A 13,640-nucleotide genomic window follows, 5' to 3' on the forward strand; every position below is an offset into this window, starting at 1 on the left:
GCTCCTAGCGCTTCTTGTTCGTCTTGCGGCGGCGGACGATGTACTTGTTCGACGCCTTCTTGGGCGAACGAGTACGACCTTCCTTCTGACCCCAGGGGCTGACCGGGTGGCGACCACCGGAGGTCTTGCCCTCACCACCACCGTGGGGGTGGTCAACCGGGTTCATCGCCACACCACGAACGGTCGGGCGGACGCCCAGCCAGCGCTTGCGGCCGGCCTTGCCCCAGTTGATGTTGCTCTGCTCGGCGTTGCCGACCTCGCCGACCGTGGCGCGGCAGCGCTGGTCGACCAGGCGGATCTCACCGGAGGGCATGCGGAGGTGGGCCATCGAGCCCTCCTTCGCGAGCAGCTGCACGGAGGCACCGGCGGAGCGGGCGAACTTGGCGCCGCCACCGGGACGGAGCTCGATCGCGTGGATCGTGGTACCGACCGGGATGTTGCGGAGCGCCAGGTTGTTGCCCGGCTTGATGTCGGCCCCAGGACCGTTCTCGACGCGGTCACCCTGCTGCAGGTTGCGCGGGGCGAGGATGTAGCGCTTCTCGCCGTCGGCGTAGTGCAGCAGCGCGATGCGCGCGGTGCGGTTGGGGTCGTACTCGATGTGCGCGACCTTCGCCGGCACGCCGTCCTTGTCGTGACGACGGAAGTCGATCACTCGGTAGGCGCGCTTGTGTCCGCCACCCTGGTGGCGAACGGTCACACGACCGGCGTTGTTACGGCCGCCCTTGCTGTGCAGGGGGCGGACCAGCGACTTCTCCGGCGTGGACCGCGTGACCTCGACGAAGTCGGCGACGCTGGAGCCGCGACGGCCCGGCGTAGTCGGCTTGTACTTGCGGATTCCCATTTCTCAGTCCTCGTCCGATATCGGACGATCCGGACCGCCCTTAGGCGGTCGGACCGCCGAAGATGTCGATACGGTCGCCCTCGGCGAGGGTCACGATCGCGCGCTTGGTGCCCGCGCGCTGGCCGAAGCCGGTGCGGGTCCGCTTGCGCTTGCCCTGGCGGTTGATCGTGTTGACCCCAGTGACCTTGACGTCGAAGACCGCCTGGACGGCCTGCTTGATCTGGGTCTTGTTGGCGCTCGGGGCGACGATGAACGTGTACTTGCCCTCGTCGAGAAGCGCGTAGCTCTTCTCGGAGACGACCGGCTTCAGCAGCACGTCACGGGGGTCCGTGAAGGACTTGCTGACCGGGGTCTCGACGGTGTTCTTGCCCTCGGCGGCGTGACGACGCGCCTTGGCGACGCGCGCGGCCTTGGCGGCCTTGGCCGCCTTGGAGGCAATGCTCGGGTGACGCGTAGCCATCAGGCCTCGCTCCCTTCGGTGTCATTGGCCTTCGGGCCCGACACGAAGGACTCGAACGCGGCCTGGGTGAAGACCACGTCGTCCGAGACGAGAACGTCGTACGTGTTCAGCTGGCCCGGCTCCAGGATGTGGACCTGGGGCAGGTTGCGGGCGGACAGCCACGCGGCCTCGTCGGCGCGCTCGACGATCAGGAGCAGGTTCTTGCGCTCGCTGATCTTGCCGAACAGGCTCTTCGCGGCCTTGGTGCTGGGGTTCTCGCCCTCGATCACGCCGGAGACGACGTGGATGCGGTTGTTGCGGGCCCGGTCGGTGAGGGCGTGGCGCAGGGCCGCGGCCTTCATCTTCTTCGGGGTCCGCTGCGAGTAGTCACGCGGCACGGGACCGTGCACGACGCCACCACCGGCGAACTGCGGCGCGCGGGTCGAGCCCTGACGGGCGCGACCGGTGCCCTTCTGGCGGTAAGGCTTCTTGCCACCACCACGGACCTCGCCACGCGTCTTGGTCTTGTGCGTGCCCTGGCGGGCAGCGGCCAGCTGCGCGACGACGACCTGGTGAAGCAGCGGAACGCTGATCTTCTCTACGTCGAAGATCTCCGCGGGGAGCTCGACGGTACCGGCCTTGTCGCCCGCCGGCGAAAGGATGTCAACAGTGCTCATCGGTTACCTCAGGCCCCCTTGGCCGCGGTGCGGACCAGGACGAGGCCGCCGTTCGGACCGGGAACCGCGCCCTTGATGAGCAGCAGACCCTTCTCCGCGTCAACGGCGTGGACGGTCAGGTTCTGGGTGGTGACCCGCTCGTTGCCCATACGACCCGCCATGCGGAGGCCCTTGAACACGCGGCCCGGGGTGGCGCAGCCACCGATGGAACCGGGAGAGCGGTGCTTGCGCTGGGTGCCGTGTCCGGCGCCGAGGCCCTTGAAGTTGTGACGCTTCATGACACCGGCGAAGCCCTTGCCCTTGCTCTTGCCGGTCACGTCGACCTTCACGCCGGCCTCGAACACCTCAGCGGTGATCTCCTGGCCGAGGGTGTACTCGGCGGCGTCCGCGGTGCGGATCTCGACGAGGTGGCGACGGGGGGTGACGTCGGCCTTCGCGAAGTGGCCCTTGAGGGGCTTGTTCACCTTGCGCGGGTCGATGTCGCCGAACGCGATCTGGACGGACTCGTAGCCGTCGGCGTCGTTCGTGCGGACCTGGGTGACGACGTTCGGGCCGGCCTTGACGACGGTGACCGGAACAACACGGTTGTTCGCGTCCCACACCTGCGTCATGCCGAGCTTCTCGCCCAGGATGCCCTTGATCTGCTTAGCCATTCTCAGATCACCGGCCCCTAGAGCTTGATCTCGATGTCGACACCGGCCGGGAGGTCGAGTCGCATCAGAGAGTCAACGGTCTTGGGCGTCGGGTCGAGGATGTCGATCAGGCGCTTGTGCGTGCGCATCTCGAAGTGCTCGCGCGAGTCCTTGTACTTGTGCGGCGACTTGATGACGCAGTACACGTTCTTCTCAGTGGGCAGCGGCACCGGGCCCGCGACCGACGCACCAGTGCGGGTCACCGTCTCGACGATCTTCTTCGCCGAGGAGTCGATGACCTCGTGGTCGTAGGCCTTGAGCCGGATGCGGATCTTCTGTCCCGCCATGGCTACTCAGTAGTCCTTTGTCTCGTAACGCTCTGGAACCCGGTGTTCCTGTGCCCTGCTCTCCGACCCACGCGGTCGGGCGTGTCGCGCTCTCGCTGACACAGATGCCCCTTGTTCGAACATCCCTTGCCTGGGAGCACGGCCCTTCCGGAACCGCAAGCCGGGGACTAGGAGGTCCACCGGGTGCCTGGTCGGTGCCGCACTGACACTTCCCGGAAGATTCCCGTACGTCCGCCCCAGCGCTGCCTTACGGCAGTTAGGGCGACGAGTACTGTGGGACTCGCTTCCGGTCCTCCCGGCGGGAGGCGCGCAGCATCAACACTCGACCGAGCAACTCGGACAGTCTGCCATATGGGGCAGGGGGTCCGCCAATCGAGCCGGAGAGAATACCCCGAGGGTGACGCAGGTCAAACCCGGGCGGCTGCGCCCTTGACCCGGCCGGGCACCCGGCGTCTGATCTGCACTGTTTCGTCCGGTTCGGCCTCGGCCAGCCCTCGGATGAGCCCGTGGTCCGGCGAGAGCCCGCATGCCGGATCCGTACGGGTGGCGTCCCCGGTGAGTGCGTAGGCCTGGCAGCGGCAGCCGCCGAAGTCCTCCTCGCGGCGGGAACAGCCGCGGCAGGGATCGGGCATCCAGTCGGTGCCGCGGTAGCGGGTGAACGCCCCGGAGTGGTCCCAGATCCAGTCCAGCCGGTGATCGCGGACGTTCGGTGGATCCAGGTCCGGCAGCGCGGCCGCCGCGGGGCACGGCAGCACCGTGCCGTCGGGGGCGACCGTGAGCGAGACCGCTCCCCAGCCGCCCATGCACGGCTTGGCGACGCCATCGAAGTAGTCGGGGACGACCCAGACCAGCTCGGGCCCGTCCGGGAGCCGCCCGCGCCACCGCTGGACCGCCTCCCGTGCGCCGGCGAGCTGCTCGCGGGTGGGCAGCAGCGCGGCGCGGTTGAGCAGGCCCCAGCCGTAGAACTGGACGTTGGCGAGCTCGATGCGGTCCACGCCCCAGGACACGCCCAGCTCGACGAGCGCGTCGAGGGCGTCCAGGTTCTCGCGGTGCAGGACGACGTTCATGCCGAGCGGCAGTCCGGCGGCCCGCACCAGCTCGGCGGCGCGTTCCTTCTCGGCGAAGGAGCGCCGCCCGGCGATGCGGTCGGAGGCGCGTGGGTCGGCGTGCTGCACGGACAGCTGGACGCTCTTCAGTCCGGCGGCGGCGAGGGCTGCGAGGCGCGGCTCGCTCAGGCCCACGCCGCTGGTGACCAGCTGGGTGTAGATGCCGGCCGCCTCGGCCGCGGCGACGATCTCCGCCAGGTCCCGGCGCAGCAGCGGCTCGCCGCCCGACAGATGGGTCTGGACGACGCCGAGCTCTCCCGCCTGGCGCAGCACGTCCGCCCACTGTTCGGTGCTCAACTCGCTCGAACGGCGTTTCAGTTCAAGGGGGTTGGAGCAGTAGCCGCAGTGCAGCGGACAGGCGTGGGTGAGCTCGGCGAGCAGGGCCCAGGGGCGGGCGGGGGGCGTGGCGGGGCCGGCCGGCGGGTCCGTCGGGGTCATCGCAGCCAGCCCTCCTTGCGCAGCCGCTCCAGGAACACGGGGACGTCGGTGGCCACGGGGGCGTCGGGGAAGCGCTCGGTGAGTTCCGCGACGATGTCGGCGACGCTGCGGGTGCCGTCGCACAGGCCGAGCACCGTGCCGGCCGAGCCGGTCAGGACGCCGACCCGCTCGGGCAGGAGCAGCAGGTCCGCGTCCCGTACGGGGTCGTGGCGGCGCACGGTGGCGGGGGCCGGGGCGGGCCGCCAGTCGGTGCCGGGCGGCCCGCTCACGCCGGCTCCCCGCGGCCCGCGCCGTCCACGGTGTCCAGCAGCGACCACAGGACGTCGCACTTGAAGCGCAGCGCTGCCACGGCGCGCTCCTGTTCGTCATGGGTGCGGGCCCAGCCGAGGACCAGGTCGAGCGCCTCGCGGCTGTCGCGCCGCCCCTGGGAGACCCGGGTGCGGAAGTAGGCGAGGCCCTCGGCGTCGATCCACGGGTAGTGGCGCTCGAAGGCGTCGATGCGGGTGCGCATCAGGTCCGGGGCGGACAGTTCGGTGAGCGAGGCGGCGACGGCCTCCAGGGGCGGGCGCAGCCGGCAGAAGTTGACGTATCCGTCGACCGCAAGCCGTACGCCCGGCAGCACCGAGTCGGCGCGCAGCAGGGTCTCGCGGTCCAGGCCGGCCGCCTCCCCGAGCCGCAGCCAGCGCTCGATGCCGCCCTCGCCGCTCTGTGCCCCGTCGTGGTCCTGGATGCGGCGCAGCCACATCCGGCGCAGCTCCGAGGTGGGGAGCTTGGCGGTGATCAGGGCGTCCTTGACGGGGATGTGGCGCTGGTAGTGGAAGCGGTTGGCGATCCAGCGGCGCAGTTCGCCGGGGCTGAGGTCGCCGTCGTGCATGCGGATGTTGAAGGGGTGCAGGTGGTGGTAGCGCTGCTCCCCCACCGCACGCAGTCGCGCCTCGAACTCGGCGGGACTCCAGGGCTCCTCGGGCGGGGCCGGGCTCGTGCTCACAGCGGCTGTGCTCATGGCTCGATCACCATTCCGTCGTGCGCCACCTCGATGCCCAGCCGGGCGAGCCGCTTGTGCTGGGGCGCGGCCGGGTCGACGAGGGGGTTGGTGTTGTTGAGGTGCGTGTACAGGCACCGTGCGGAGAGGGGGGCGAGCCGCTCGGCGGTGCCGCCCGGGCCGTCGATGGGCAGATGGCCCATGCCGGTGGCGGTGCGCGAGGAGATGCCGGTGCGGCGGGGCTCCTCGTCGTCCCAGAAGGTGCCGTCGACGATGACGCAGTCGGCCTCGGCGGCGGCCTGCTGGAGGCGGTCCGGCCAGGCGGCCAGGGCCGGGGCGTAGAGGACCGAGGCGCCGGACGACGGGTCGTACAGCCGCAGCGCGACGACCCAGGCGTCGTCGTCCGGGGCGTCGGCGGCGTACCGCGGGCGCTTGCCGGAGACCGGGATGCCGCTGACCTGAAGGCCGGAGGGCGTGCCGTCCAGCGGTTCGGCGCCGTGCCCGGGCAGCTCCCGCCAGGTCACGTCGGTGTACGGGGCCAGGACGTCGCCAAACCGCTGGCGGTCCAGCAGCGCCTGCCGTACCGGGGCCGTCGCCAGCACCTGGAAGCCGTCCGCCTCGCGCAGCCGGGCGATGCCCAGGGTGTGGTCGAGTTCGGCGTCGGTGAGGATCACTCCGGCGAGCGGGGTCTGCCGGGGGCCGGGCCCGGGGTGGAGCTCGGGCCGTTCCTCGATCTGGTCGCCGATGTCGGGGGTCGCGTTGACGACGTACCAGCGGCCCTCGCCGGTGCGTACGGCCAGCGAGGCGTGCCGGCGGCGCCGGTGCGGGTGGGCGCGTGCCCCGGAGCAACCGGGGCACGCGCAGTTCCACTGGGGGATGCCGCCGCCGGCGGCAGTGCCGAGTACCAGCAGCAGCATGGCGGCCGCTAGCGGGTGCTGAGCGAGTAGGCGGTGACCTCCAGCGCGGTGTCGACGACCTCGAAGGCGGGGGCCTGCCAGGTGGTGTCGTCCGGCTGCGCCGAGGGGGCCTGCTCGACCGGCTTCAGCGGTTCCTTGGTCTCGTGCATCGGTCGTACGTCCCTTCTTTCGGGGTTACTTGGGGAGGGAAGGGGCCGGGCTCACCTGATCGGGACACGGAGGATCTTGTCGTTGCCGTACCCCAGGTCGCTGGTGCCGACCCACAGTTCGTTCGCGCCGGGCACCTTGGCGATGGCGCGGAGCCGGCCGTAGGCGCCGGGGTAGAAGGCGGTCTTCGTGCCGAGGCGTTCGCTGCCGCCGTCGATCGGCACGCGCCACAGCCGCTGCCCGCGCAGCGACGACACGTACAGGACGTTGCGTACGACGGCGAGCTGGGCCGGGACGCCCTTCTCGGGGCTGAAGGTGGCCTTCGGGCCGGTCATGCCCTTGACGGAGCAGACGCCCTCGCAGCTGGGCCAGCCGTAGTTGGCGCCCCGCTTGATCAGGTTCAGTTCGTCATGGGTCTGCTGGCCGATCTCCACCGACCACAGCCGGCCCTTGGCGTCCCATGCCAGGCCCTGCGGATTGCGGTGGCCGTAGCTGTAGACCCGGTTGCCGAACGGGTTGCCGGGCGCCGCCTTGCCGCTCCTGGTGATCCGCAGGATCTTGCCGTTGAGCGAGGACTTGTCCTGCGCCAGCTTGGGCTGAAGGGCTTCGCCGGTGGTGACGTACAGGTACTTGTCGGGGCCGAAGGCGATCCTGCCGCCGTTGTGGTCGCCGCCCCGCCGGATGCCGGTCAGGATCGGCTTGTAGTTGCGCAGCGAGGTGCCGTCGTAGTCCATCCTGACGACTCGGGTCTCGCTCTTGGTGGTGTGCACGAAGAACACCTGCTTGTCCTTCTTGCCGTCCCACGTCGGCGACGGGGCGACCCCCAGCAGTCCGCCGGCGCCCTCGTCGTACGGCTCCGGGACGGTGTACGGCACCTCGCCGACCCACTTCTTGGTGCCGTTCCGGTCCAGGCGGTAGACCTGGTAGGAGAGGCGCTCGGTCACCAGGGCACTCCGGCCGTTCGGCAGGAACGAGATGCCCCAGGGGGTGTGCCATCCCTTCGACAGCGTCTTGGCGCCGGCCGGCGCACCGCCGTCGACGGCCGCGCTCCGCTGGATGCCCGGCGCCCCTTGGGCGCGTTGCCCAACGGCTTCGCCGACGGTCACCCGCAGGATCCGGTCGCCGTTCGCCCCTCGCGCGGTGCCCAGCCACAGTTCGTTCCTGCCGGGGACCTTCGCGAGGGCGCGCAGGGCGTAGCCCGAGAAGACCTTGGTCCTGGCGCTGTCGCCCTTGCCCTGGAGGGCCGCGGTGATGGGGACGCGCCAGAGCTGATAGCCCCGCAGCGTCGACACGTAGAGGTCGTCACCCACGACGGCGACCTGGGCGGGGGCCGTGGTGTGGTCCCAGGTGACCTTCGGGTCGGTCATGCCCTTGGTGGCGCAGACGCCCTCGCAGCTGGGCCAGCCGTAGTTGGCGCCCGGCTTGATCAGGTTGAGCTCGTCCTTGGCTTCCTGGCCGATCTCCACCGACCACAGCCGGCCCTTGCGGTCCCATGCCAGGCCCTGCGGATTGCGGTGGCCGTAGCTGTAGACGCGGTTGCCGAACGGGTTGCCGGGGGCCGCCTTGCCGGACTTCGTGATCCGCAGGATCTTGCCGTTGAGCGAGGACTTGTCCTGCGCGAGCCTGGCGTGCGTGGCCTCGCCCGTCGCGACGTAGAGGTACTTGTCGGGACCGAAGGCGATCTTGCCGCCGTGGTGGTTGGACCCCCGCCTGAGGCCGTCGAGGACGACCCGGTAGTCGCTGAGCGACTTGCCGTCGTAGTTCATCCGCACCACCCGGCTCCCGGTCGCCGTGGTGTGCATGAAGAACACCTGCTTGTCCTTCCTGCCGTCCCACGTCGGGGACGGAGCGACACCCAGGAGCCCGCCCTTGGCGGCGTCACCGGGCTGGAGGACGGCGACCTTCGGCACCTTGCCGATCAAGGTCCGGCGGCCGTTGTCGCGCAAGCGGTAGACACGGGCGCTCTCGTTCTCCGTCACCAGTGCCGAGCGCCCGTCAGGCAGGAAGGAGATGGCCCACGGATTCGACCAGCCCGTGGAGAACCCGGTCACGTCGACGGCGGGCCGCGGAGCGAGGTCCGCGGCGACGGCGTTCGTCGACGGCACCGCGCCGACCAGCAGGGCGGCCGCGGCGGCGAGCGAGGTTATGCAGAACCGGGACGAATAACGCACCCAGTGGCCTGAATGTGCCATGCCGACACCTTTCTTGATTCCTCACAGCAATCTTTGCGAGGCGTGATCGGCCTGCCACTCGGGGTGAGCCGCGAGGGTGAGACCGTCACCGGCCCAGCCCTCGTGACACCCCCTCAGAAACAGCGAAAGGGCCCGTACGACCGAAGTCGTACGGGCCCCTTCAGGAGCTCGCGCTTGGAGCTACCAGGTCAGATCGACAATTACTTGTTGATCTTGGTGACCTGGCCGGCGCCGACCGTCCGGCCACCCTCACGGATGGCGAACTTCAGGCCCTCTTCCATGGCGACGGGCTGGATGAGCTCCACCTTCATCTCGGTGTTGTCACCCGGCATGACCATCTCGGTACCCTCGGGGAGGGTCACGACGCCGGTCACGTCCGTCGTACGGAAGTAGAACTGCGGACGGTAGTTGTTGAAGAACGGCGTGTGGCGGCCACCCTCGTCCTTGGACAGGATGTAGGCCTGGGCCTCGAACTCGGTGTGCGGCGTGACCGAACCGGGCTTGATGATGACCTGGCCGCGCTCGACGTCCTCGCGCTTGATGCCACGGAGGAGCAGACCGACGTTCTCACCGGCCTGGCCCTCGTCGAGCAGCTTGCGGAACATCTCGATGCCGGTGACCGTGGTGGTGGTCTTCTCCTGCTTGATGCCCACGATGTCAACGGTCTCGTTGACCTTGAGGACACCACGCTCGATACGGCCGGTGACGACCGTACCGCGACCGGTGATCGTGAAGACGTCCTCGATCGGCATCAGGAACGGCTTGTCGACGTCACGCTCGGGCTGCGGGATGTTCTCGTCCACGGCCTTCATGAGCTCGAGGACGGTGTTGCCCCACTCCTTGTCGCCCTCAAGGGCCTTGAGCGCCGAGACCTTGACGACCGGCAGGTCGTCGCCCGGGAACTCGTACTCGGAGAGCAGCTCACGGACCTCGAGCTCGACGAGCTCCAGGATCTCCTCGTCGTCCACCATGTCGGCCTTGTTCAGGGCGACGACGATGTACGGAACGCCGACCTGGCGGGCCAGGAGCACGTGCTCCTTGGTCTGCGGCATCGGGCCGTCGGTGGCGGCGACAACGAGGATGGCGCCGTCCATCTGCGCCGCACCCGTGATCATGTTCTTGATGTAGTCCGCGTGACCGGGGCAGTCGACGTGGGCGTAGTGACGCGTCTCGGTCTGGTACTCGACGTGCGCGATGGAGATGGTGATACCGCGCTGGCGCTCCTCGGGAGCCTTGTCGATCTGGTCGAAGGCCGAGGCCTCGTTCAGGTCCGGGTACGCGTCGTGCAGCACCTTGGTAATGGCGGCCGTAAGGGTCGTCTTACCGTGGTCGATGTGACCGATGGTGCCGATGTTGACGTGGGGCTTAGTCCGCTCGAACTTCGCCTTCGCCACGGGGTCCTCCTGTGGAGTGGTTCTGAACGCCTTGCTTCATCGGCGCCAGGTGATCTTTGCTGGAAAGCCCGGGCCCGAGGGCATTCCCCCACGAATGCGGGTGAATGCCCCTCCAGGCTCCGGAGTCAAGCCTAAAGCGTGTGAACGCGGTGCGTTACTCGCCCTTGGCCTTCGCGATGATCTCCTCGGCGACGTTCCGCGGAACCTCGGCGTAGGAGTCGAACTGCATGGAGTAGCTGGCCCGGCCGGACGTCTTGCTGCGCAGGTCGCCGACGTAACCGAACATCTCCGAGAGGGGCACGAGGCCCTTCACGACGCGAGCACCCGCCCGCTCCTCCATGGCCTGGATCTGACCACGGCGGGAGTTGATGTCGCCGATGACCTCACCCATGTAGTCCTCGGGCGTGGTGACCTCGACGGCCATCATCGGCTCGAGCAGCACGGGGCTGGCCTTGCGCGCGGCCTCCTTGAAGGCCTGCGAGCCGGCGATCTTGAACGCGAGCTCGGAGGAGTCGACCTCGTGGTAGCCACCGTCGAGCAGCGTGACGCGCACGCCGGTCATCTCGTAGCCCGCGAGGATGCCGAACTGCATGGCCTCCTGCGCACCGGCGTCGACCGAAGGGATGTACTCCTTCGGGATACGACCACCGGTGACCTTGTTCACGAACTCGTACGAGGCGTCGCCGCCCTCGATCGGCTCGATCGCGATCTGCACCTTGGCGAACTGGCCGGTACCACCAGTCTGCTTCTTGTGCGTGTAGTCGACGCGCTCGACGGCCTTGCGGATCGTCTCGCGGTAGGCGACCTGCGGCTTGCCGACGTTGGCCTCGACCTTGAACTCACGGCGCATGCGGTCGACCAGCACCTCGAGGTGCAGCTCGCCCATACCACCGATGATGGTCTGGCCCGTCTCCTCGTCCGAGTGGACCTGGAAGGAGGGGTCCTCCTCCGCGAGACGCTGGATGGCGACACCCAGCTTCTCCTGGTCACCCTTGGACTTGGGCTCGATCGCGACCTGGATGACCGGCGCCGGGAAGTCCATGGACTCCAGGATCACCGGCTGCTTGTCGTCGCTCAGCGTCTCACCGGTGGTGGTCTGCTTCAGGCCCATGACGGCGACGATGTCGCCGGCGCCCACCGCCTCGATCTCCTCACGCTTGTTCGCGTGCATGCGGTAGATCTTGCCGATGCGCTCCTTCTTGCCCTTGACGGAGTTCAGCACGGCGGTGCCGGACTCCAGGCGACCGGAGTAGATCCGGACGAAGGTGAGCTTGCCGAGGTGCGGGTCGCTCATGATCTTGAAGGCAAGAGCCGACAGGGGCTCCTCCTCGGACGGCTTGCGCTTGACGACGACCTCGGGGTCCTTGACGTCGTGGCCCTCGATGGCCTCGACGTCCAGGGGGGTCGGCAGGTAGCGCACGACCGCGTCGAGCAGGGGCTGGACGCCCTTGTTCTTGAACGCGGTGCCGCAGAACACCGGGGTGACCGTGGTGTCGCTCGACTTGCCGGACGCGATGGTGATGCGACGGATCGCGGCGTACAGCTGCTCCTCGGTGGGCTCCTGGCCCTCCAGGTACAGCTCCATGATCTCTTCGTCGTTCTCGGCGACGCCCTCGATCAGCTTGCCGCGGTACTCCTCGGCAGCCTCGGTGTGCGTGGCCGGGATGTCGACGACGTCGTACATCTCGCCCTTGGCGGCCTCGGCGGACCACACGAGCGCCTTCATGCGGACCAGGTCCACGACGCCCTTGAAGTCGGCCTCGGCACCGATCGGAAGCTGCATGACCAGCGGCTGCGCACCAAGGCGGTCCGAGATCATGTCGACGCAGCGGTGGAACTCGGCACCGGTGCGGTCGAGCTTGTTCACGAAGCAGATGCGCGGCACGCCGTAACGGTCGGCCTGACGCCACACCGTCTCGGACTGCGGCTCGACACCGGCGACACCGTCGAACACCGTGACGGCACCGTCGAGGACGCGCAGCGAGCGCTCCACCTCGACCGTGAAGTCGACGTGGCCCGGGGTGTCGATGATGTTGATCGTGTAGTCGTTGTCCTCGAGCGGCCAGTGACAGGTGGTGGCAGCAGAGGTGATCGTGATGCCACGCTCCTGCTCCTGCTCCATCCAGTCCATGGTGGCGGCGCCGTCGTGGACCTCACCGATCTTGTAGCTGACGCCGGTGTAGAAGAGGATCCGCTCGGTGGTGGTCGTCTTGCCCGCGTCGATGTGGGCCATGATCCCGATGTTGCGGACCTTGGCCAGGTCAAGTGAAGTGGTAGCCATAAGGCTTCAGTCTTCTCTCGGTCTCGATGGGGTCTGCGACTACCAGCGGTAGTGCGCGAAGGCCTTGTTGGACTCGGCCATCTTGTGGGTGTCCTCGCGCTTCTTCACGGCCGCACCGAGGCCGTTCGAGGCGTCGAGAAGCTCGTTGAGGAGACGCTCGGTCATGGTCTTCTCGCGACGGGCGCGGGAGTAACCGACCAGCCAGCGCAGCGCGAGCGTGTTGGCACGACCGGGCTTGACCTCGATCGGAACCTGGTACGTCGCACCACCGACACGGCGGGACTTGACCTCGAGGGTCGGCTTGATGTTCTCAAGCGCGCGCTTCAGCGTGATGATCGGGTCGTTGCCCGTCTTCTCACGCAGACCCTCCATGGCGCCGTAGACGATGCGCTCGGCGGTGGAGCGCTTGCCGTTCAGCAGCACCTTGTTGATGAGCGACGTGACAAGAGGAGAACCGTAGACCGGGTCGATGATGACCGGGCGCTTCGGGGCGGGGCCCTTACGAGGCATTCTTACTTCTCCTTCTTGGCGCCGTAGCGGCTGCGGGCCTGCTTGCGGTTCTTGACACCCTGGGTGTCGAGGGAGCCGCGGATGATCTTGTAGCGAACACCCGGCAGGTCCTTCACACGGCCACCACGCACGAGCACGATGGAGTGCTCCTGCAAGTTGTGTCCCTCACCCGGAATGTAAGCGGTGACCTCGATCCCGCTGGTCAGACGCACACGCGCGACCTTACGCAGGGCCGAGTTCGGCTTCTTCGGGGTGGTCGTGAACACACGCGTGCAGACGCCACGACGCTGAGGGGAACCCTCGAGTGCGGGCGTCTTGTTCTTCTCGACCTTGTCCTGCCGGCCCTTACGGACCAGCTGCTGGATCGTAGGCACTACTTCTCCGGTTTCTGTGTGCCGAATGGTGAAGCTAACCTGGAACGTCGCCGACCCACGCGGTCGGGTGTGTCGAATCCGGCGGACTTCCGCCGTGAGGCGAAAAGAGCACAGATTGCGGTGGCCGCTCACAGCTCGTTATGCGGTTGAAGGCACGCACGAGAGCCAGGGCACACCCCAGGCACAAGGTCTGAGCGTACCTACCTCATTCGCTGCGGTCAAAACAAATGGACCTCGCCCGCATCGCCATACGACGGATGTCAAGACCACGCGACGGTTTTGATCTTCGAATCCACCGCCTGGCGAAGTCACCGGCGGCTCTACAGCCCCCTCAAGGGGCGCGGGGAACTGCGCGACCAGGCA

At 68.3% G+C, this 13,640-nt stretch carries 15 protein-coding genes; all 15 read right to left on the reverse strand.

Features of this window, described 5'->3' with window-relative positions:
• Window positions 1–4 precede the first annotated feature (4 nt).
• Window positions 5–841: a 50S ribosomal protein L2 gene (gene rplB, locus CP983_RS17400; RefSeq protein WP_007494772.1), complete on the reverse strand. Its 837-nt coding sequence runs from the start codon at window positions 839–841 to the stop codon at window positions 5–7.
• A gap of 40 nt (window positions 842–881) precedes the next feature.
• Window positions 882–1,301: a 50S ribosomal protein L23 gene (rplW, locus tag CP983_RS17405; protein WP_030952372.1), complete on the reverse strand. Its 420-nt coding sequence runs from the start codon at window positions 1,299–1,301 to the stop codon at window positions 882–884.
• On the reverse strand, window positions 1,301–1,957 hold the full coding sequence (gene rplD, locus CP983_RS17410) for a 50S ribosomal protein L4 (RefSeq protein WP_107904103.1): 657 nt from the start codon (window positions 1,955–1,957) through the stop codon (window positions 1,301–1,303). The genes rplW and rplD overlap by 1 nt, the downstream gene beginning before the upstream one ends.
• An 8-nt stretch (window positions 1,958–1,965) precedes the next feature.
• Entirely contained in the window at window positions 1,966–2,610 is a 645-nt protein-coding gene (rplC, locus tag CP983_RS17415; protein ID WP_030952368.1) for a 50S ribosomal protein L3, read from the reverse strand.
• 17 nt (window positions 2,611–2,627) lie between these two features.
• Entirely contained in the window at window positions 2,628–2,936 is a 309-nt protein-coding gene (gene rpsJ / locus CP983_RS17420; protein ID WP_003948644.1) for a 30S ribosomal protein S10, read from the reverse strand.
• A gap of 407 nt (window positions 2,937–3,343) precedes the next feature.
• The gene (gene pqqE, locus CP983_RS17425) at window positions 3,344–4,480 is read right to left on the reverse strand and encodes a pyrroloquinoline quinone biosynthesis protein PqqE (RefSeq protein WP_150500350.1); all 1,137 of its coding nucleotides are present in this window, start codon (window positions 4,478–4,480) and stop codon (window positions 3,344–3,346) included.
• The gene (pqqD, locus tag CP983_RS17430) at window positions 4,477–4,749 is read right to left on the reverse strand and encodes a pyrroloquinoline quinone biosynthesis peptide chaperone PqqD (protein ID WP_229914934.1); all 273 of its coding nucleotides are present in this window, start codon (window positions 4,747–4,749) and stop codon (window positions 4,477–4,479) included. Before pqqD ends, pqqE begins: the two co-directional genes overlap by 4 nt.
• Entirely contained in the window at window positions 4,746–5,483 is a 738-nt protein-coding gene (gene pqqC / locus CP983_RS17435; RefSeq protein ID WP_167537720.1) for a pyrroloquinoline-quinone synthase PqqC, read from the reverse strand. The genes pqqD and pqqC overlap by 4 nt, the downstream gene beginning before the upstream one ends.
• Window positions 5,480–6,379, reverse strand: a complete 900-nt coding sequence (gene pqqB, locus CP983_RS17440; RefSeq protein WP_150500354.1) for a pyrroloquinoline quinone biosynthesis protein PqqB — start codon at window positions 6,377–6,379, stop codon at window positions 5,480–5,482. The genes pqqC and pqqB overlap by 4 nt, the downstream gene beginning before the upstream one ends.
• A gap of 8 nt (window positions 6,380–6,387) precedes the next feature.
• Entirely contained in the window at window positions 6,388–6,528 is a 141-nt protein-coding gene (pqqA, locus tag CP983_RS17445; protein WP_125526206.1) for a pyrroloquinoline quinone precursor peptide PqqA, read from the reverse strand.
• 51 nt (window positions 6,529–6,579) lie between these two features.
• Window positions 6,580–8,718, reverse strand: coding sequence for a PQQ-dependent sugar dehydrogenase (locus tag CP983_RS44730; protein ID WP_229914935.1), 2,139 nt, complete (start codon window positions 8,716–8,718; stop codon window positions 6,580–6,582).
• Between the two features lie 200 nt (window positions 8,719–8,918).
• Window positions 8,919–10,112 carry an elongation factor Tu gene (tuf, locus tag CP983_RS17455; RefSeq protein WP_030046358.1) on the reverse strand — a complete coding sequence of 398 codons (1,194 nt, stop codon included), beginning with the start codon at window positions 10,110–10,112 and terminating at the stop codon, window positions 8,919–8,921.
• 154 nt (window positions 10,113–10,266) lie between these two features.
• Window positions 10,267–12,393 carry an elongation factor G gene (gene fusA / locus CP983_RS17460; RefSeq protein WP_107904115.1) on the reverse strand — a complete coding sequence of 709 codons (2,127 nt, stop codon included), beginning with the start codon at window positions 12,391–12,393 and terminating at the stop codon, window positions 10,267–10,269.
• Window positions 12,394–12,432: 39 nt separating this feature from the next.
• Complete coding sequence (gene rpsG, locus CP983_RS17465; protein WP_003992340.1) at window positions 12,433–12,903, reverse strand: 30S ribosomal protein S7; 471 nt, start codon at window positions 12,901–12,903, stop codon at window positions 12,433–12,435.
• 2 nt (window positions 12,904–12,905) lie between these two features.
• A complete protein-coding gene (rpsL, locus tag CP983_RS17470) occupies window positions 12,906–13,277 on the reverse strand; it encodes a 30S ribosomal protein S12 (protein WP_003948652.1) in 372 nt (123 codons plus the stop codon).
• Between the last annotated feature and the right edge of the window lie 363 nt (window positions 13,278–13,640).

The sequence above is a fragment of the Streptomyces chartreusis genome (assembly GCF_008704715.1).
Lineage (GTDB): Bacteria > Actinomycetota > Actinomycetes > Streptomycetales > Streptomycetaceae > Streptomyces > Streptomyces chartreusis.

Coding starts and splice junctions, on each gene's coding strand:
- rplB (WP_007494772.1), bottom strand. CDS start 841: ATGGGAATCCGCAAGTACAAGCCGACTACGCCGGGCCGTCGCGGCTCC.
- rplW (WP_030952372.1), bottom strand. CDS start 1,301: ATGGCTACGCGTCACCCGAGCATTGCCTCCAAGGCGGCCAAGGCCGCC.
- rplD (WP_107904103.1), bottom strand. CDS start 1,957: ATGAGCACTGTTGACATCCTTTCGCCGGCGGGCGACAAGGCCGGTACC.
- rplC (WP_030952368.1), bottom strand. CDS start 2,610: ATGGCTAAGCAGATCAAGGGCATCCTGGGCGAGAAGCTCGGCATGACG.
- rpsJ (WP_003948644.1), bottom strand. CDS start 2,936: ATGGCGGGACAGAAGATCCGCATCCGGCTCAAGGCCTACGACCACGAG.
- pqqE (WP_150500350.1), bottom strand. CDS start 4,480: ATGACCCCGACGGACCCGCCGGCCGGCCCCGCCACGCCCCCCGCCCGC.
- pqqC (WP_167537720.1), bottom strand. CDS start 5,483: ATGAGCACAGCCGCTGTGAGCACGAGCCCGGCCCCGCCCGAGGAGCCC.
- pqqB (WP_150500354.1), bottom strand. CDS start 6,379: ATGCTGCTGCTGGTACTCGGCACTGCCGCCGGCGGCGGCATCCCCCAG.
- pqqA (WP_125526206.1), bottom strand. CDS start 6,528: ATGCACGAGACCAAGGAACCGCTGAAGCCGGTCGAGCAGGCCCCCTCG.
- CP983_RS44730 (WP_229914935.1), bottom strand. CDS start 8,718: ATGGCACATTCAGGCCACTGGGTGCGTTATTCGTCCCGGTTCTGCATA.
- fusA (WP_107904115.1), bottom strand. CDS start 12,393: ATGGCTACCACTTCACTTGACCTGGCCAAGGTCCGCAACATCGGGATC.
- rpsG (WP_003992340.1), bottom strand. CDS start 12,903: ATGCCTCGTAAGGGCCCCGCCCCGAAGCGCCCGGTCATCATCGACCCG.